Source organism: Sanyastnella coralliicola (assembly GCF_030845195.1).
Lineage (GTDB): Bacteria > Bacteroidota > Bacteroidia > Flavobacteriales_D > Sanyastnellaceae > Sanyastnella > Sanyastnella coralliicola.
The window spans coordinates 1637036-1658202 of the sequence record NZ_CP132543.1 but is presented as its reverse complement, the minus strand read 5'-3'; the positions used below and the strand labels follow the sequence as shown (position 1 = coordinate 1658202).

Below are 21167 nucleotides of genomic sequence, written 5' to 3'. Positions count from 1 at the left end.
TGGATAACCTGCGGCACAACAATTGCAATTTCACCTGTATATCTGCTCTGGAAAGCTGAATTTTGAATCAACACACCCAACTCAAGCATATGCGTAAGATCTTACTCGTATTTCTCGCTAGCCTGCTCGTCTTTTCTGTCAAGGCCCAAAAGAAAGGTGACTTCCCAAATGAACCTGAAGCCTTTGTCAAAGAGCTGGCTTCGTTTATGGGGGCCTCAAAAAAGGAAGGGAAGAAGTTCGTCGAAGACAACTTTGAACCGGTGTTCCTTGGAGGGGCCGTATCAGCTGATATGCAGTCAGTAGTCATTGAGACTTGTAATCGATTCAAAGAGAAGAAGTTTAGAGCCTATCCACAATATATGTTGTACTTGTCGTCAGTGGTAAACTTCACGGGTACATCGAAGAACGAGGCCTTCTTTTACGAATGGCATGAAGTGCTGTACAAGATGATGGATAACAAGAAGACGAAGAAGCTAGTTGACGAGTATCTAGCGAGTTCAGAAACCTTGTTTGAAAAGCGCGTTTTCTACAGCTCAGGATCGGTAGAATGGGCGTTTTCTAATGAAAGCTATGAGTTTAAGTTTGACTCGATTCCTCTGATCGCTTTCCCTGGAGGAGACTTAATCGGTTACGCCAAAGGAGACAGTACACGTGTGTTAGGTACCAAAGGGTATTACGTATTCGATCGTGAGCGCTGGATGGGTGATGGAGGTAAAGTGACCTGGGATCGCGCAGAGTTCAACCCAGAAACTACCTATGCTCAATTTGAAGAGTACCAGGTTCGAATCAAAGGTTCGAGCTTCATTGTAGATAGTGTTCTCTTCTACAACGATTACTTCGACACCCCATTGATTGGCCAATTGACAGAGAAGGTATTGGCTGACCGCACAGGTGAAAACGCTAGTTATCCTCGATTTGAATCGTACAACAAACGCCTTGAAATCAAGAACATCTTCGAGAATGTCGATTACGATGGCGGTTTTACCATGCGAGGTTCAAAGCTTGCAGGTACTGGAACTACAGAAGAACCGGCTCAGCTAACCTTCTTCCGAGACGGGAAGGAATTCCTCGTTGCCAATTCACTTGAGTTTACGATTCGTCCGGAACGTTTCACTTCTTCAAATACATCGGTGTTATTTAAGATTGAAGAAGACTCCATCTATCACCCAGACATCTCCATGAAGTTTGATCGCAAGGAGCGTCAGCTCGTGTTGATCCGCGGTGATGAAGGACTTTCAAAAGGGCCATACTACAATAGTTTCCACAATGTGGATATGTACTTCGAGGCGCTGTATTGGAACATTGATGATCCGCTGATTGAGATGGGTTCTATCTTCGGTTCTACCCAGCACTTTGCACAGTTTGAATCGAATACGTTCTTCAAAGAAGAGCGTTATGATGCGATGATTGGATTGAACCTTGTCCATCCATTGATAGAACTTCGAGAGTTCATTCAACGACGGAATTCAGATTCCTTCTATGCATCTGATTTAGCAGGTTTCCTTCGCCTTTCTGAAGAGCAGGCCATTGTTCTTCTGATTAATCTGGCTAACGCCGGATTTGTGACCTATGATATCAATAGCCGTTGGGCTACTGTCAACGACAAGATGTATCACTACATCGAGAATAGTTCTGGAAAAAGAGACTATGATGTGATCCAATTTAACAGTGAGACGGACGGTTCGCGCAATGCGCAATTAAATCTCTTGAATTACAACTTGCTGCTGAAAGGAGTGAAGTGGATTCAGTTGAGTGATTCACAAAATGTGACCATCTACCCAAAGAATGAAGAGGTAATTCTAAAGAAGAATCGCGACTTCAAATTCGGAGGTAGAGTGCGCGCTGGTAACTTCGAGTTCATTGGAAAAGACTACTACTTCAACTACGATGAGTTCAAGGTTGACCTCCTAGCGGTAGACAGCTGTAGAATCTATGTTGAAGACGAGAATAGTGCCGCTGACCTTTATGGTAACCGCAGTAAATCACGAATCAAAAACGTACTTGAAGAAATCTCAGGTACGCTCAAGATTGATTCCCCCACAAATAAATCCGGTACTCAATCCAAGGTCTATCCGCAGTATCCCATCCTGACGAGTGAGCAGAATGCGTATGTGTATTACGACAACAGTAATATCCAAGAAGGGGTGTACAACCGTGATCGCTTCTACTACCAGGTGGAACCATTTACCATTGACTCACTCGATAACTTCTCCAGAAAAGACTTGAAGTTCAACGGAACCCTGAATTCCGGAGGGATCTTCCCGGATATCACAGAGCCACTCGGACTGATGGATGATAATTCCCTCGGATTCAAAGTAAACACCGGTGGTGGTGGGTTGCCGTTGTACGAAGGAAAAGGGCAGTTCACCTCAGACATCACGCTCAATTACACTGGTCTCCAAGGGAAAGGGGATCTAGACTACCTGACAGCCATGGCTTCGTCAGAGCAGTTCATCTTCCTTCCAGATTCTACCATAGGACGAACAACAGCCTTCCTCAATGATGAAAAGAGAGGTGGTATCGAAGTGCCTAAGGTGGTCGCAGGTGAGGTTGATATCGTGTTTGATCCAAACGCTGATTATCTGACGGCTTCTAGTGTGAACGAACCGATTGTCTTCTTCAATGATGAAGCGGTGTTAACAGGTACCCTAAAGCTTCAGCCAAACGGAATGACTGGTCTTGGTGAAATGGAATTCGAGGGTGCCATGCTGGAGTCCACCGCATTCGATTATACCGCCAGGAAGATACTTTCCGAGTCTGCGAATTTCCAGCTTAACCAAAGTGGCTTAGACAATCTTGCTTTCAAGACTGACGACGTGAACTCAACCGTTGATTTTGATAAACGCATTGGTGAATTCAAGTCGAATGGAGGTGAGACGAAGATCGAATTCCCAACGAACCAGTACATCTGTTACATGGATCAATTCAAGTGGTTCATGGATAAGGATGAAATGGAGTTGAGTTCTAACCGTAAGGTGACAGATGACTTCGTCATTGATACATCTGAAGATGCTGCCCGCAGTAACTTCTTCTCGGTGAATGAACTGCAAGACAGCTTGAACTTCCTTTCCCCAAAGGCAGTGTACGATGTGAAAGAGTCTGTGATCGCATGTCAGAAGATTCAGTACATCACAGTTGCTGACTCACGTGTGCTTCCTGATAGTGGCAAGGTGGTGATTCGAAAGCGTGCGAAGATGGATCCACTGAGCCGTGCTACAGTCATTTCAAACTACGTAACGCAGTACCACCGAATCTTTGGAGCTGATCTTCAGATCTATGGTCGACTCGAATATGAAGGAGAAGGGGATTACACCTACGTTGACATGAATAAGCGTGAACAGATTATTCATATTGAAGAATTCAAGGTAGACAGCACCCTTCAGACGGTAGGAACTGGAAAGATTCAAGAGGAAGATGCCTTCGCTTTATCACCGTTCTTCGATTTCCAGGGAGACTTCGAACTCTATGCGAACAACGAGAACTTGACTTTCGAGGGAGGTACACGCATTATTCATACCTGTGATGAGCTCGAACGTGGTTGGTTCAAGTTCCGATCCGAAGTAAACCCGAACGATATCTACATTCCTGTTGACACCAACATGCGTGACATTGGTATGGCCAAGCTAGGGGCAGGGGTAATGATCGCAGATGATTCGCCGTATTCACTTTACGGTTCATTCTTATCCCGCAAAGAAGATCGACAAGACAATCCATTGATTGCGGCAACGGGATACTTGTACTATGACAAGAACAAGAAGTCCTACCTCATTGGTTCCAAAGAAAAGATCAAACAGCCGAAGTTGCCAGGTAACTTGATTGCGCTGAAAACTGAATCGTGTGAAATCACAGGTGATGGACAACTAGATTTCCAAGTTGATCTTGGTCACGTGAAAACCAAGCAGATTGGTGACGTATTGCACAACAGTATGAATGGTGAAACAACCATGAGTACAGCGTTCACTATTGATTTCTTCTTCGATGACGGAGCTATGAAACGAGTGATTGAAATCGTAGAACAGTGGCCTGGGTTGCAGCCTGTCGATATCACAAAAACGAAATACGAGAAATCGATTTCAGAGATCATGGGACTTGAAGCGGCAGATAAGGCCATCTCAGAACTTTCGTTGAATGGTCAGTTCAAGAAGATTCCAAACGAGCTTCAAAGCACTTTCTACTTCGCTGATGTGAAGTTTGAATGGGACCCAGTTGAAGAGTCGTATGTATCTGTTGGTCCTCTGGGAATTGCAAGTATGGGCAAGAAGCAGATCTTCCGCTACGTGAAAGGAAAGATTGAAATCGCCAAGGCGCGAAGCGCAGATATTATGCGTATCTATCTTGAGTTAGACCCAGGAAACTGGTACTACTTCGATTACAAATTGGGGATTATGAATATCTCTAGTACGGATGCTGAGTTCATCAAGACAATTACAGAGTTGAAGGACGATAAACGCAAGACCAAAGACGACGAAGGAAACAAGTTTGTTTATCAGGTAGTTGCATCTAAGAAAAAACGTAACGACTTTGTAGATAGATTCAGAGAATTCGATTGATGCACGAGAAATACCCTTTGCTTTTTGAACCCCTAGACCTTGGTTTCACCACATTGAAAAACCGAGTGCTCATGGGTTCTATGCACACCGGACTAGAAGAAGAGAAAAACGGCTTTGAGCGTATGGCTGCCTTTTACGCAGAACGCGCAGCTGGTGGTGCGGCTTTAATTGTCACAGGTGGCGTTGCGCCCAATAGAGCGGGGTGGGTGGCTCCATTCGGTATTCGAATGAGCAATCGATCTCATGCGCGTAAACACCGTGTCATTACCGAAGCAGTGCATAAAGAAGGAGGGAAGATCTGTATGCAGATCCTCCACACAGGTCGTTATGGATACCACCCGCTAAATGTGGCTCCTTCAGCGATTCAAGCACCAATCAATCGATTTAAGCCAAGAGCTCTTTCAAAACGAGGAATTCGAAAGACAATCAATGACTTTGCTCGCTCTGCGAAACTAGCCCAAGACGCTGGTTATGACGGGGTGGAAATCATGGGCTCAGAAGGCTACTTGATCAATCAATTCATTGTTACAAAGACGAATAAACGTACCGACGAATACGGAGGTTCATTTGAAAATCGAATTCGTCTACCTCTGGAGATCATCAGAAAGACCCGCGAAGCGGTGGGTGAAAACTTCATCATCATTTATCGCCTGTCCATGCTTGATTTGGTAGATGATGGTTCTAGTTGGGATGAAGTAGTTCAACTCGCGAAAGAGGTAGAAAAGGCTGGTGCGACGATTATCAATACGGGTATCGGTTGGCACGAAGCGCGTGTTCCAACAATTGCGACGATGGTTCCCCGCGCTGGCTTTGCATGGGTGACCAAGCGTTTGATGGGAGAGGTGAAGATTCCTCTTATTACCACCAATCGAATCAACATGCCTCAAGTGGCTGAGGATGTCTTGAAAGACGGTTGTGCGAATATGATTTCAATGGCGCGTCCATTCTTGGCTGACCCTGATTTGATGATCAAGTCGCAAGAGGGGCGTGAGAACGAAATCAATACTTGTATAGCCTGTAATCAGGCTTGTCTAGATCACATTTTCCAGCAGAAAGTAGCTAGCTGTTTGGTGAATCCTCGTGCTTCATTTGAAACGGAGATTGTCATCAAGTCAACTTCAAACCCTAAAAAAGTAGCTGTCGTTGGAGCTGGCCCAGCAGGGTTGTCAGCTGCGGTGACTGCGGCTGAAAGAGGACATAAAGTCACCCTCTTTGAAGCGCGTGATCACATTGGTGGTCAGTTTGATCTAGCGCGTCGTGTACCTGGTAAAGAAGAGTTTGACGAAACCGTTCGCTATTTCAATCAAATGTTGAAGAAGCATCAGGTTGAACTTCGTTTGGGTGAATTCGCTAGCGCGGAATCGCTCGCTCCCTTTGAGGAGGTCATTCTCGCCTCAGGGGTAACGCCTCGAAAGCTCAAGATTGAAGGTGCTGATCATGATAAGGTGATTGGCTACACCGATTTATTGAATGGATCCAAGGAGGCAGGGAAGAAGGTAGCCGTGATTGGTGCCGGTGGTATCGGATTCGATGTTTCTGAGTTCCTATTGCACGATCGCCATACTTCGACGGAAGACTTCATGGCGCAATGGGGAGTTGATATGAACTACGCTGATGGAGGGGGATTGAAGAAGGCTGTATCTCATGAACCGAAGCGTGAAATCTACTTGCTCCAACGTAAAACAACGAAGCACGGTAAGGGCTTAGGAAAGACGACAGGCTGGATTCATCGCGCATCTTTGAAGAAGTCTGGGGTGAAGATGATTGGCGGTGTTTCTTACGACAAAGTCGACGACCAAGGACTCCATATCACAGTTGACGGGAAATCACAAGTTTTAGATGTGGATTCAGTCATCGTTTGTGCCGGACAAACCAGCAATGTAGGGATTCTCGATTCCCTTGCGGATAAGAATGTACAAGTGATTGGCGGTGCAAAACTAGCGGCTGAGCTAGATGCGAAGCGTGCGATCAAAGATGGGATGCTCGCGGCGATTGCGATCTGATCAATTAAACGTCTTCTCGCTTCCTTTCAATAAACGCTGAAGCTCTTTGAATTCTGCAGGCTTCATGTGACGATATTTCCCAACTGGGACATCCAACTTGATGTTCATGATTCGTACGCGTTTCAGTGTGCGTACTCGATAACCAAGGTATTCACACATGCGACGAATCTGACGGTTCAATCCTTGGGTAAGGATGATTCGGAACTTGTCTTTACCTAATTGTTCCACCTTACACTTTCGAGTAATCTGGCCAAGAACCGGAACACCGTTAGACATTTCTTGAATGAACTTACGGTCGATCGGACGATTCACGGTCACGATATATTCTTTCTCGTGGTTGTTACGTGCACGAAGAATCTTGTTGACAATATCGCCATCGTTGGTCAATAGAATCAACCCTTCACTGGGTTTGTCTAGACGTCCGATAGGGAATATACGCTCTGGATAACCGATGAAATCGATAATGTTGTCTTTCTCAACACGTGTATCGGTAGTGCACACAATACCTACCGGCTTGTTGAATACGAGGTAGACGTTCTTTTTGGTTTTTGGACGGTGAATCACCTCGCCATCTACAGCGATTTCATCGTCTTCGCCCACTTTAGTGCCAAGCTCAGGAATGCTCCCATTGATCATAATACGTCCTTGATCGATTAGCTTATCAGCTGCTCGACGAGAACAATATCCAATCTCACTTAAGTACTTATTAATCCTGACTTTTTCGTCGCTCATAGCGCCCAAAGGTACGCCATTCTGTATTCAGGCAAAGAGAGTCTTCCAAGGAATGATGAAGGGTAAGACGAATACCCAAATCGCAAAGAAAATGGCCATAGCCCTTGGATAAGGATACTCCGTATTGAAGGCGGGTAGTGCGACAAGAATGAGCCATAGCCCCTTGTAGATTAGTTGGATAACTAATACCGTAGAGAAAGTCATTGGACGAAAGGCACCGGCAATAGATACTAGTGCAATGGCAATCCATAATGCGCCAACTAAACGGCTTAACTCACTTGGTGGGTAGGCATTTGAAAAAACGCGAAGTGCGGCTGATTTAGGTGAAGACAGTGCAGAAACCCCTACGGATCCGGCAACAAAAATGTTCAGAATGAAAATGATTCGTAGGGCGGTCATGTAGCAGAAACAATTCTGACTTAGAATTGTTCAAGCCAATGGCCAGAATGACAGGGTTTTAGGTTTAGGAGACAAGTGCTGGTCTACGAATCAATCCTCTTGATGGTCATTTGACATGGCAATGACACGACGTCGGGCTTCATTTGCCAAATCTTCAACGGACATCTCAGGGAAATCAGAAGGACGGAAAGCCTCTCCAATAGACAATTCAATGTTTCCGCGTTTAGCGAAAAAAGAACCCGGAGGAAGTATAGCGTTTGCACCACTAATGGCTACGGGGATAATCGGAATATTCCCTTCTTTAGCGATGATAAATGACCCGCGGCGAAACATCTTGATGCTACCGTCTTTTGAACGTGTTCCTTCAGGATAAGTCAAGACATGTTTGCCTTGCTTGATTTTTTCAGCCGCCTGAGCCATGCTTTCCATAGCTCTGTCTTTGTTCTTACGATCAATGTAGATTTGGTCTGTTGCAGTGATGTACCACCCAACAACCGGAGTTTTCTTTAATTCCTTCTTTGCGATGAAATTCAAATTCACTGGAATCTTCATGACACAAGCAGGAATGTCTAAAAAGCTCCCGTGGTTACAGACGAAGATAGAAGGCGTGTCAGGATCTATATTCTCTAGTCCTTCGCGCTTGACTTTTATTCCCATCAGCCAAAAGATGACGGGAGCCCACATTTTTCCAGGCACAAAAGACAAGGTCAATTCTCGTGCTCGGAAGATGATTGATAGAATCATTCCGGTTAATCCGGAGATGAAAGTCCAGAGAAATACGAAAGGGTATATCAGTATGAGGGCAACAATGCGCATGGCGGCAAAGGTAAACGAATTCGGTCCTTGACCTTAGAGATTTAGTAATCGCAGAAACTCTTGCTCTTCAAGTTCAACGAGCTGCCCAGATTCCATGCCTTCAACACCGATTCCTTCCATAGATTCTCGGACGAGTCTGAGGGTGGGGAAGCCCACTGCTGCTGTCATTTTTCTTACTTGACGGTTCTTACCTTCTCTAAGTTGAAGTCGTATCCAAGACGTTGGGATGTTGGCGCGAAATCGAATAGGAGGGTTCCGATCAGGGAGACTCGGTTCTTCAATTTTTTCGGCTACCGCCGGAAGCGAGACATAGCGTGTTTTCTTGTGCTTCAACGCCATAGGAGCCTGAATCCGTTCAATGGCATCATCGGTGAATTCACCTTCCACTTGAACCAAATAACTTCTTACATGTCGATTCCTGGGGTCTAGAATCTGATTCGTTAGGGTGCGGTTGTTTGTCAGCAGCAACAAGCCTTCGGAATCGCTGTCAAGCCTACCTATTGGGTAAACGTCTTGCGGGAGATTCAAGAAGCTTCCTAAGCCTCTCTTGTTTCCCTCATCAGAAAACTGCGAAAGAATATTGAACGGCTTGTAAAGTTTGTAGTACGAATACACAGCTATGATTTTGTTGAGCAAGCTAAATATAAAACGCCCGGTGTAACCCGGGCGTTTTGAACTATCGTTTCGTGATTCTACGATTCAGACAAACTGAACCATCTTCATGACATATGCGCAATGTGTAGATTCCGCTAGCAAGCTTGCTTGTGTTGACATCAAGCTTGGTTGTTTGGAAAGCCTGTTGATGTACCAAGTTACCTGAGTTGTCTATAATCTGTAGGTTGAAGCTACCTTGTTGTTCCATGGAGATATGGAGCATTCCATCGTTCGGGTTAGGGTAGACCTGGATGTTCCATAGGTCTGATTCTTCAATACCTGAATACACGATGAAGTCTTCATCTGAAATGTCGCTACAACCGAACTCATTGGTGACTTCAACAGCGTAATTACCGTCTTCTAGCACCTCGTAGGTTTCTGAAGTAGCACCATCAATCATCTCGTTGTTCAAGTACCATTGATAGTTGATGCCCGCATCTCCATCATAGGTCAATAGGTTTCCGTTAGCCATAAATGATGCCACCGGTTCTGGATGAAGGAATAAGGACACCTGATCCGTAGCTACACATCCAAACTCAGTGGTAGCAGTGACATTGTATTCCGATTCCGCGCTAGCGATAATATCTAGAGAAGCGCCCATATCTTGACCATCCCATTGAAGATCACCATCTCCAGTCGCTAGGAAAGTGACAGGCTCTTCAGGACAAACAGTTTGGTCAAGTCCTGCGTCAATAGCAGGTGTAGGATGAATCGTAATGACTGAGCTATACTCCGCTTCACAGAGCGGATTCGCGGCCATCAATCCGATATTGATGTCTCCAGATTCTTCAGGCATGATGAAATATGTCGACTCCACACCGTCGGTCTGACCGTCTTGAGACCAGTAATAGTCTTCGATGTATTGACCGGTACTATTGAATTGAATCAATTGATCTTGACATTGGGTATCTGAAGCCAATTCATAGGCAGCAAGCTCGTCGGTACATTCATAAATCGTATGCCAAGTAGTGTTGGTAACGATAGGTGGGTTTCCATCAAAGAAGATGTAGGCCGTGTTGTTGATCACATCTCCCGGTTCCACATCATCGCGGGGCGTGATTCGATATACTACATACCCGTGGCTTTCCTGCTCACAGCATGTACTATCAGGCAATTGAATGTCAGAGAAGATGAACTCTACTGCACCATCCGGCTTTACGATAGTTGTGAAATCATGAGAACCGAAAGAAGGGCTGAAGGTATCGAGATCAAGGTGTTCAATATCGAGCGTATCTCGAATGATCACATCACCCGCTGGGAAGTTTCCTGTATTCTGAAAACGAATACGGTATTCCATCTCGTCTTCTGGAAGAATGAAATGGTGTTCTTCAGTATACCCTTCAAACTCAGTGTATTTATCATTAGGGTCATAGGCACACGCAACGGTCAATGGGTTTGTTGCAACGATGTTATAGAACTCAATTCCTTCTGAGTCGTAGAGTTGAGCGTGCATTACAACGTCAAAAGTTTCATCTAGATATTCTAACCCAGGACTTTCAATTAAACACTTATATGTTTCCTGACTTCCAGGAAGTTGGTCAGTGAATTCCCAGATAACCTCTCCAGGATTAATGGCAGTTGGGTCTATCGCTTCTCCGCCGAAAGGAACGGCTGTTAAAACGGGGTCGAAGGTGAGGGTTACAGTTCCGCTGAATGGAACACCGCCGTAATTGGTGACTTCAAAACCAGGGTCGTGTCCATTTTCACAATGAATAATCCCGAACCACAGAACAGAGGCATCTTCTACTGATGCTACTTCTTCTCCAAGCCAATCGTATCCAAAATGGAGCAGGTTGTCTTCGCAATTATCGATTTCGACGGTAAACGTCTCAGGAGTCGTGTTTTGCCAGTTCTCAGACATTTCCACTGAAATAGTGTATTCCCCGAATGGTAATTGATCGAATTGTACTTGACCTAGACTATTCGTAAATCCGACCCAACCCAATTCTTCAATGGTAACTTGCACATTGGAGATTACAGGTTCTTCAAACCAGAATATGAAGAAATTGTCATATCCACCCACGAAAACCCCATCTGCGTCTTCGTCATGGAATACCTGAATATTTATTCGACCTTGCAATTCGCACAAATCTTCATTCGGACACGTGAAATTCGGATCATAATTACATGCATTTGGGTTTGGGCATGATTCATATTCACATGGCACGATCATTTCGGGATTCTCGAGGTAATTACATGCCGCTTCATCTAGACAGCCGCATAGGTAAATACAAGTTCCATTGTCAATCAATGCCTCTTCACTATAACTGCAGGAAGTAGGGTCAGTACAACCCAATGGAATGTCAAACTGGTATGTCAATCCTGTCACAATCTCATTTGTCACAGTGAATTCAAGCGCACTAGAATAGTTTTCATTGAAGAACTCCATTAAGGATTGATCTACGAATTGAATTTGATATGTGCCGTAAGATAGGTCTGAAAGAACGGCCGTTCCGTTATTGTCGGTTATGCCCTGTATGCCACCAGGTTCAATGTTAAAAGCAACTTCCGGGATGCCCCCTCCGTTGATCGTACTCAAAATGTTGACCGGGATATCATAAGTACATACGGTAGGGTTGTCGCATCCTATGACTCCTCCGTAGTTGGAAGCCAGCGGGTCTGTACAAGTGCAATCGTAGCAACACAGATAGTCGTTAGTAGTGCCAGGCATATAAACGCATGCAGACAAATCGTTGCACCCTGGCACCAGTTCGAAGCGGTATTCCAGATCTTCTGTTCCACCCTGCACGACAATTTCCAAGGAAGAAGATATCATTGGGACAAAAGCTTCAATGAGCTCTGGATTGCCAAATTCTATGTTGTAAATACCAAAGGGGACATTTGAGAATTCGAAGACGCCGTTTTCGTCTGTAATAGCTGTAATACCTATTGGTTGTAGAATGACCTCTTGATTTTCTAAGGGGTCATTTTGAACTGGTTCCAGCAAAGTGCCTTCTATGTCATACAGACATACACTGGGGTTAGTGCAGGTTCCATCTTCTGAATAGTTAACGGCATCAGGATCAGAACAGCCACATTCAAAACAGCACCAAATATCGTTCTGATCCATCGCGTCATAATTGCACGCGCTGGGATCATTGCAGCCCGCCAGGGATTCAAAATTGTACTGTAGGGTGGGGATGCTTTCGACCACATCAAGAGCCAAACTGCTTGATGTCTCCGACACCAGCGTGTTTGCTAGTTCTTCAGATGCGAAGTTTAACGTGAATAGTCCATAGGGTACATCATAAAACACAAAGTCACCATTACTATTAGAGGTGGCGTTGACTCCTAACGGTTCTATGGTCATCTCAACTCCTTCAAGTGGGAGGTCATAGATGTCGTCATGAAGATTGCCATTGATGTCGTAGGTGCAAACTGAGTTATTGTCACAGCCAACGTCCCCTCCGTAGTTACTTGCATTTGGGTCGGTACATGTACAATCGTAACAGCAGCCAAGATCATTCAATGCCTCTTCAGAATAGTTACATGCTTCTGCATCATTGCACATAGCAAGCCCATGAATCTGAGAGAGCGTGCTTGACAGAACCTCAAAACCAGTGGGAGTGCCATTTCCTTCACAGGGGAGTGAATGTACGTAGTCAATGCGTCCATTCGCTTGATCTCCACCTGCGAATATTTGAATATTTAGATTAAAAGATAGCTGACCATCTGTGGTGAATTGACCGAGAAGTACGCGGTTATATGGCCCTGAAGGTAGTGCTGTTACAGATGTTGGCAAGGTGAACCAAGCGCCATTGTCGAGTATGAGGTTCTGACCATCTGGGGTGTCGAAAGAAGATATGAATGCACCTTCTGGATCGAGCGAAGCATATCCTACGTCACTAGCCCCTGGTTCCAAGTGATTAGTCGCTCCTATAGTTACCCATGTATCTGCCTCAAGTAATGGGAAAATCCCATGCAAAAAGGCATTAATATCAGCGCCAAGCACTTCACCAGATTGGACCTCGTTGTAAAAACTAGTGGTTGTACTAACATCAAGTGAATGGCAATCCTCAGTAGCGAAAACAGCATTGACAACATCTGTCGCCGAACCCATTTCAGCGTATATCCGATAGGTCGTTGTGCCCTCAGGTTGAATTGAAACATCCCCGAGCAAAGGGTATTCTTCAACGACAATTTCGTTTAGCTGAGCTTGCATCGTTAATGAAGTAAGCAGCGCTATGTAGGTGAGTAGTTTCTTCATGCAGTCTTAGTTGTTATCGACAGAAGTTACTATTTCCGTGGAAAAAGGATAAGGGCGTCAATTTTTCTAATTCTTTTATCTCATCGTGATTCGGCGATTCAAACACACTGAACCATCTTCATGACATATGCGCAATGTGTAGATTCCGCTAGCAAGCTTGCTTGTGTTGACATCAAGCTTGGTTGTTTGGAAAGCCTGTTGATGTACCAAGTTACCTGAGTTGTCTATAATCTGTAGGTTGAAGCTACCTTGTTGTTCCATGGAGATATGGAGCATTCCATCGTTCGGGTTAGGGTAGACCTGGATGTTCCATAGGTCTGATTCTTCAATACCTGAATACACGATGAAGTCTTCATCTGAAATGTCGCTACAACCGAACTCATTGGTGACTTCAACAGCGTAATTACCGTCTTCTAGCACCTCGTAGGTTTCTGAAGTAGCACCATCAATCATCTCGTTGTTCAAGTACCATTGATAGTTGATGCCCGCATCTCCATCATAGGTCAATAGGTTTCCGTTAGCCATAAATGATGCCACCGGTTCTGGATGAAGGAATAAGGACACCTGATCCGTAGCTACACATCCAAACTCAGTGGTAGCAGTGACATTGTATTCCGATTCCGCGCTAGCGATAATATCTAGAGAAGCGCCCATATCTTGACCATCCCATTGAAGATCACCATCTCCAGTCGCTAGGAAAGTGACAGGCTCTTCAGGACAAACAGTTTGGTCAAGTCCTGCGTCAATAGCAGGTGTAGGATGAATCGTAATGACTGAGCTATACTCCGCCTCACAGAGCGGATTCACAGCCATCAATCCGATATTGATGTCTCCTGGTTCTTCAGGCATGATGAAATATGTCGACTCCACACCGTCGGTCTGACCGTCTTGAGACCAGTAATAATCTTCGATGTATTGACCGGTACTATTGAATTGAATCAATTGATCTTGACATTGGGTATCTGAAGCCAATTCATAGGCAGCGAGTTCGTCGGTACATTCATAGATCGTATGCCAAGTGGTGTTGGTGACGATAGGTGGGTTCCCATCAAAGAAAATGTAGGCCGTGTTGTTGATCACATCTCCCGGCTCGACGTCTTCACGAGGTTTGATGCGATATACCACATATCCGTGGCTTTCCTCTTCACAACAAGTACTATCAGGAAGCTGAATATCTGCGAAGTTAAATTCGATGGCACCATCTGGCTTAATGCACGTGGTGAAATCATGCGATCCGAACGCAGGGTAGAAAGTGTCTAGATCAAGGTGCTCAATGTCGAGCGTATCCCGAATGATCACATCACCTGCTGGAAAGTTTCCTGTGTTCTGGAAACGAATACGGTATTCCATCTCGTCTTCTGGAAGGATGAAGTGGTGTTCTTCAGTGTACCCTTCAAACTCCGTGTACTTATCATTCGGGTCATATGCACAAACAACTTCTGGGTAGAGTGTCCAGGTGTTGTTGTAGTATTCAATGCCTTCGTCATTGAATAAGACAATGTTCAGGTCAATCGGGAAGGTCACGCCAATGTAATCAACTCCAGGTCCGATGATATGGCATTGATAGAGTTCGTCTTGCCCTGGTTGTTGATTGTTAAACTCCCAGACCACTTCTCCAGGGTTAATCGTCGTTGGGTCTACAGCACCACCACCCATCGGAACTGCCTGTAGTAGCGGAGAAAACGAAGCTGTTACTACACCACTGAGCGGCACACCACCTGAATTCATTACCCAAATACCTGGATCAAATCCATCATCACAATGAATGTCTTGAAGCCAAATACAACATGGGCCGTTAAACCAGAAGCTTTCGTCACCTTGCCAGTCAAGCGCAAAGAAGATCTCATTTTCTGTGCAGTCTGAAATGTTTACTATGTAGCTATAGGTGTCCGTTTCCCATCCCGGGTCAGGGTTTACTGTAATGGTATAGGTACCGTATGGAAGATCAGTGAATTGGATGTGACCATCTTCATTGGTAAAGCCTTGCCAACCGAGTTCTTCAATGGTTACTTGTACATTGATCAGTGTCGGTTCTAGGCTCCAGAACAAGCCCCCATCATCAAAACCACCATCAAAAGCCCCATCGTTGTCAATGTCTTGGAAGACTTGAACGTAAAGCTTCCCGGTGAAGTCGCAAAACTCATCATTGTAGCATAATCCATTGGAATCATAATTACATGCAAGCGGATTGGTGCAGCTCGGATATATGCAGTCTACAATGGTCTCGGGGTCTTCTGCATAATTGCAGGCGTTTTGATCTAGACACCCACAATCAAATGAGCAACTGCCATCGTCAACTATATTGCCTTCTTGGTAGTTGCAGGCAAGAGGGTTTGCACACCCAAATTGAAAGTCGAAGTAGTAATTGAGCCCATCAAGTGTGTTATTCGAAACCACGAATTGAAGGGGGCTCGACTCTCCAATAACAAAGTATTGCATGACCAGAGCAGGTTGCACATCCAAGTTGTATAAGCCGTATGGGATGTTTTCAAAAGTCACAGCACCACTAGCATCTGTTGATGCTTCTATCCCCAAAGGCTCCAACGTAACTGACAATCCCTCTATTCCTTGGAGGTCGTTAATGTTCAGGAAGTTTGCGTGTAAATCATAATTACAGACAGATGGATTGTCACAGCCATCATTTCCGCCATAGTTGGATGCTAAGGGGTCTGTACAAATGCAGTTGTAGCAGCACCATAAATCATTCGCAGATCCCGCAACATAATTACACGCTTCTGGATCATCGCAACCAGGATCTAGTTCGAAGAAGTACTGAAGCTCGTAATTGTTGTTTAATAACACGGTTAAACCTGAAGATATATCAGAAAGAAATCCGTCTTCGATGAAGCTATTCGTGAATTCGATTTCATAGAATCCATATGGCAGGTCAGTAAATTCAAATTCACCGTTCACGTCCGTGGTAGTTGTCAAACCAAGAGGAGACAACACAACCTCTTGATTTCCTAGCGGCACATCCTGAAAGAACTCATCGAGAGAACCCGAAATCGAATAAGTACAAACACTAACGTTGTCACATCCAACATCACCACCATAGTTGGTGGCATTCGGGTCGGTACATGTACAGTCATAACAACAACTTGAGTTGTCATCGCTTTCGTTATAATTACATGCTTCAGGGTCTCCGCAGGCCAATACGCCGTAAACTTGACTTAAGGATGGTTCCACTTGCTCAAACCCTGTTAACACCCCGCCATCATCGCATGGAAAGGAGTGCACGTAGTCAACTCGTCCGTTTACCAAATCTCCACCTAAGAAAGCCTGAAGATTTAGATTGAATGAGAGTGCGCCATCCGTTGTGAATTGCCCCAATAACACACGATTTAGCAGACCTGATGGCAAGGCAGCAGGAGAGGTTTGAAGTGCGAACCACGCTCCATCATCCATAATTAAATTCCCTCCTGATGGAGTGTTCATAGAGCTCGTAAAAGGATCAGCTGGAATGGTCGAAGCTTGTCCGATATCAGCTGCACCAGGATCTATGGTGTCATCTACACCAATCGTTACCCAGGAGTCAGCCTCTATGAAAGGAAAAACCGCATAAAAAGCAGGGTTGATTCCGGTGGGGTTAATACCGCCAAAATTATCATTATAGAATTCAGTTGTAGTCGATACATCCAAAGGGTGGCAGTCTTCAATAGCGAAAACAGCTGTTACGATATCTGTGGCTGAACCCATTTCAGCGTATACACGATAAGTTGTTGTTCCTGGAGGTTGAACCGAAAGCGGGTTGGTAAAGGTATATGGCTCAATCACCACCTGGTTTAACTGAGCTTCAGCACAGAACGCACCAAGCACAGCCAATAGGGTTAGCAGCTTTTTCATAGAAGTTTTGGTTTAAGTCCTGAAGTTAATCAATATCTCATTGAATACAACTGTATTTAATCATTGATATTCAGCGTTTTGCGATTTGTTCACTCCGAATTCAATTTTTGGTACAAGGTGCAAATCACTCTGCTCGAAACTTTTAGGCACACATGATGTTTAACGTTTCAATCAAATCCTTAAACAAAATCTTCAAATTAAGCAGAGATGAACACTACGCTTATTCGCTGGAAGCAAAGCGCAATGATCGCTTTCCTTTCATTGATGGGGCTTTTCGCATTCACTTCGAACCTGACGGCACAATACTGTGAATCAGACGGAGGCGACGGCTACCCGAACATCGAATCAATCACATTCGGTGATATCTACAACTATTCAGGTGATAACGATGGCTACGGTGACTTCACTGACCTAAGTACCGATCTTGAAGTAGATTCTTACAACGACATTGTACTCAACCCCGGAGGTCCTTGGTGGATCCGCTTCCGTTGGACAGCTTGGATCGATTATGATCAGAATGGTACGTTCGACGAGGATGAGCTGGTGGTTCACCAATCAGGTTATGGAAATGAGTATGCCTCTATATACGTACCAGAAGACGCACTAGGCGGAGAAACGCGTCTGCGCATCTCCATGGATGCCTACCACTTTCAAGGACCTTGTGCTCACTTCAACTATGGAGAAGTTGAAGATTACACAGTTAACATCAACGGAGGCTGTGAGGCATTCGCAGGAACCTTGACCGCAGTTGAGTCTATGGTATGCTCAAACGGCATGAATACCATCTCAGCAACAGCCAATGGTGATGCGATGATTCCTGAAGGGTACTCTTCCGTATTTGTCCTCACTCAAGGTGAAGGACTCGTTATCGTAAACGCTGGAGCAGAGCCTTCATTTGAAGTGGCTGAACCAGGACTATACACGATTCACACGCTAGTATACGATGCAGAGACGCTAGATCTCGGAATCGTTGAACTTGGCGTAACCACTGGATTCGATGTGTTTGGATTGATCGCTCCAGGAGGAGGGTCTATTTGTGCAGATCTTGACGTAGCGGGTGCACCAATCATGGTGCAGAACCCTGACGCCGGAACGTTGTCTGGTGGCGGTGAGGCTTGTGCAGCAGGCGGAGCGGCTGCATTGACCGCGACTCCAAACGGAGATGCGAATGTGCCTTCAGGCTACTCAACAGTATACGTGCTGACACAAGGCGATGGCCTGACAATCATTAACGCTGGCGCGGAACCTTCGTTCGATGTGACCGAAGCAGGAAACTACACCATCCACACTCTAGTTTACAACCCTGAGACGCTTGATCTCGGAATCGTTGAGCTAGGTGTAACAACAGGATTCGATGTAAACGGACTATTAGTTCAAGGTGGCGGAGCGATCTGTGCTTCACTTGACGTACCTGGTGCCGCATTCAATGTAGTAGCACCAAGCGCAGGAACTTTGACTGCAGTTGAGTCAATGGTGTGCTCAAACGGCATGAACACCATCTCAGCAATAGCCAATGGTGATGCGATGATTCCTGAAGGATACTCTTCCGTATTTGTCCTCACTCAAGGTGAAGGACTCGTTATCGTAAACGCTGGAGCAGAGCCTTCATTTGAAGTGGCTGAACCAGGACTATACACGATTCACACGCTAGTATACGATGCAGAGACGCTAGATCTCGGAATCGTTGAACTTGGCGTAACCACTGGATTCGATGTGTTTGGATTGATCGCTCCAGGAGGAGGGTCTATTTGTGCAGATCTTGACGTAGCTGGTGCACCAATCATGGTGCAGAACCCTGACGCCGGAACGTTGTCTGGTGGCGATGAGGCTTGTGCAGCAGGCGGAGCGGCTACATTGACCGCGACTCCAAACGGAGATGCGAATGTGCCTTCAGGCTACTCAACAGTATACGTGCTGACACAAGGCGATGGCCTGACAATCATTAACGCTGGCGCGGAACCTTCGTTCGAAGTGACCGAAGCAGGAAACTACACCATCCACACTCTAGTTTACAACCCTGAGACGCTTGATCTCGGAATCGTTGAGCTAGGTGTAACAACAGGATTCGACGTAAATGGACTATTAGTTCAAGGTGGCGGAGCGATCTGTGCTTCACTTGACGTACCTGGTGCCGCATTCAATGTAGTAGCACCAAGCGCAGGAACCTTGACTGCAGTTGAGTCTATGGTGTGCTCAAACGGCATGAACACCATCTCAGCAACAGCCAATGGTGATGCGATGATTCCTGAAGGGTACTCTTCAGTGTTTGTCCTTACTCAAGGTGAAGGACTCGTTATCGTAAACGCTGGAGCAGAGCCTTCATTCGAAGTGACTGAACCTGGACTATACACGATCCACACGCTAGTATACGATGCAGAGACGCTAGATCTCGGAATCGTTGAACTTGGCGTAACCACTGGATTCGATGTGTTTGGATTGATCGCTCCAGGAGGAGGGTCTGTCTGCGCAGATCTTGACGTAGCAGGAGCGCCGATCATGGTGCAGAACCCTGACGCCGGAACATTGTCTGGTGGCGGTGAAGCATGTTTGGCAGGTGGCTCAGCTGCGCTTTCAGCGACTCCAAATGGTGACGCGAACGTTCCTTCAGGCTACTCAACAGTTTACGTGTTGACACAAGGTGATGGTCTGACGATCATTAACGCTGGCGCGGAACCTTCGTTCGAAGTAACTGAAGCAGGAAACTACACGATCCACACTCTAGTTTACAATCCTGAGACACTTGATCTTGGAATCGTTGAGACAGGTGTAACTACTGGATTCGATGTGAACGGACTATTAGTTCAAGGCGGTGGAGCGATCTGTGCTTCACTTGACGTTCCAGGAGCTGCATTCTCAGTAGTAGAATGTGCATGTGTAGCAGATGCTGGAAGCTTGGTTGCTGATGCTTCAACGGTATGTTCAAGTGGAGTAACCACAATTAGCGCTTCAACAGATCAGATGCCGTTTATCCCAGAAGGATACGCACAAGTGTATGTATTGACTCAGGGAGACGGACTCGTCATTGTGAATGCAGGTGCTGAACCATCATTCGAAGTAGAAGGCGGTGGACTGTACACTATCCACTCATTGGTGTTTGATCCGACAACGCTTGACCTTGGAATCGTTGAACTAGGAGTAACCACTGGTTTTGATGTGAACGGACTGCTCATCCAAGGAGGTGGAGAGATCTGCGCTTCACTTGACGTAGCTGGTGCACCAGTTGTCATTGAAAACCCAAGTGCAGGAACGCTTTACCCAGAAAACTTCTTGAACTGTTTGAGCGATGAACCAACTGTGCTTACAGCAGTAGCTGATGGCGACGCGATTGTTCCCGAAGGATACGAATTGCTATATGTGTTGACAAACGCATACAACTTGACCATCCTAGACGTGAATTCAGAACCAACGTTCGAGGTGACACAGTTCGGATTCTACCGAATCCACACTCTTGTGTATAACCCAGAAACGCTGAACCTAGGAGCTGTTGAACTCGGAGTAACAACAGGTTTTGATGTCAACGACTTACTCACCCAAGGTGGAGGAGAGGTTTGTGGTTCTCTTGATGTGTACGGAGCGCTGTTGATTGCGGTTGATCAGTGGATCTGCGACTTCCTATGGCAGTTCTTCCGTGGAGATGTTCCAACTGACCCACGTGTGATCGAGCAAATCATCACGGAATACGACTTACAGAATGGACCGGCAGACCTGTTTGCAATCAACGTATATCCGAACCCAACGGTAGGTAACATCACGCTTCAAGTGGATGCAGCCTCAACGACAAACGCTCAGCTGGAGATCTATGATGTCACTGGACGAGTAGTAAAATCGATGCAAACGCTTCAGTTCGCTGAAGGTTCGAATAGCTTAGAGCTAGACCTGTCTCAACTAGAGACTGGAAACTATGTGATCCGTTTGATCACTTCTAACAGAGCCCTGACAACTTCCTTTATTAAGGAATAGGAT

At 45.6% G+C, this 21167-nt stretch carries 9 protein-coding genes; 3 read left to right on the top strand and 6 right to left on the bottom strand.

The features are described 5' to 3' along the window. Nucleotides 1-89: 89 nt before the first annotated feature. Together RA156_RS06940 and RA156_RS06935 are read left to right on the top strand one after the other, a co-directional pair. The gene (locus RA156_RS06940; RefSeq protein ID WP_306643840.1) at nucleotides 90-4550 is read left to right on the top strand and encodes a hypothetical protein; all 4461 of its coding nucleotides are present in this window, start codon (nucleotides 90-92) and stop codon (nucleotides 4548-4550) included. Next, nucleotides 4550-6553, top strand: a complete 2004-nt coding sequence (locus RA156_RS06935) for an NADPH-dependent 2,4-dienoyl-CoA reductase (protein WP_306643839.1) — start codon at nucleotides 4550-4552, stop codon at nucleotides 6551-6553. Before RA156_RS06940 ends, RA156_RS06935 begins: the two co-directional genes overlap by 1 nt. On the opposite strand, the gene RA156_RS06930 is transcribed toward RA156_RS06935, so the two are convergent. The 6 genes from RA156_RS06930 to RA156_RS06905 all read right to left on the bottom strand — a co-directional run bounded on the left by RA156_RS06930 (nucleotide 6554) and on the right by RA156_RS06905 (nucleotide 17204). Then, complete coding sequence (locus RA156_RS06930; RefSeq protein ID WP_306643838.1) at nucleotides 6554-7285, bottom strand: pseudouridine synthase; 732 nt, start codon at nucleotides 7283-7285, stop codon at nucleotides 6554-6556. It abuts the gene before it with no gap. Between the two features lie 27 nt (nucleotides 7286-7312). Further along, nucleotides 7313-7684 (bottom strand): hypothetical protein, encoded by a 372-nt coding sequence (locus RA156_RS06925; protein WP_306643837.1) that lies wholly within the window; start codon nucleotides 7682-7684, stop codon nucleotides 7313-7315. A 90-nt stretch (nucleotides 7685-7774) separates the two neighbouring features. After that, nucleotides 7775-8500, bottom strand: a complete 726-nt coding sequence (locus tag RA156_RS06920; RefSeq protein WP_306643836.1) for a lysophospholipid acyltransferase family protein — start codon at nucleotides 8498-8500, stop codon at nucleotides 7775-7777. Nucleotides 8501-8533: 33 nt separating this feature from the next. After that, complete coding sequence (locus tag RA156_RS06915; protein WP_306643835.1) at nucleotides 8534-9136, bottom strand: pseudouridine synthase; 603 nt, start codon at nucleotides 9134-9136, stop codon at nucleotides 8534-8536. 40 nt (nucleotides 9137-9176) lie between these two features. Next, nucleotides 9177-13361 carry a T9SS type A sorting domain-containing protein gene (locus RA156_RS06910; protein ID WP_306643834.1) on the bottom strand — a complete coding sequence of 1395 codons (4185 nt, stop codon included), beginning with the start codon at nucleotides 13359-13361 and terminating at the stop codon, nucleotides 9177-9179. Between the two features lie 75 nt (nucleotides 13362-13436). Then, the gene (locus RA156_RS06905) at nucleotides 13437-17204 is read right to left on the bottom strand and encodes a DUF7619 domain-containing protein (protein WP_306643833.1); all 3768 of its coding nucleotides are present in this window, start codon (nucleotides 17202-17204) and stop codon (nucleotides 13437-13439) included. A gap of 207 nt (nucleotides 17205-17411) precedes the next feature. On the opposite strand from RA156_RS06905, the gene RA156_RS06900 reads away from it, so the two are divergent. After that, complete coding sequence (locus tag RA156_RS06900) at nucleotides 17412-21164, top strand: T9SS type A sorting domain-containing protein (RefSeq protein WP_306643832.1); 3753 nt, start codon at nucleotides 17412-17414, stop codon at nucleotides 21162-21164. Nucleotides 21165-21167: the final 3 nt, after the last annotated feature.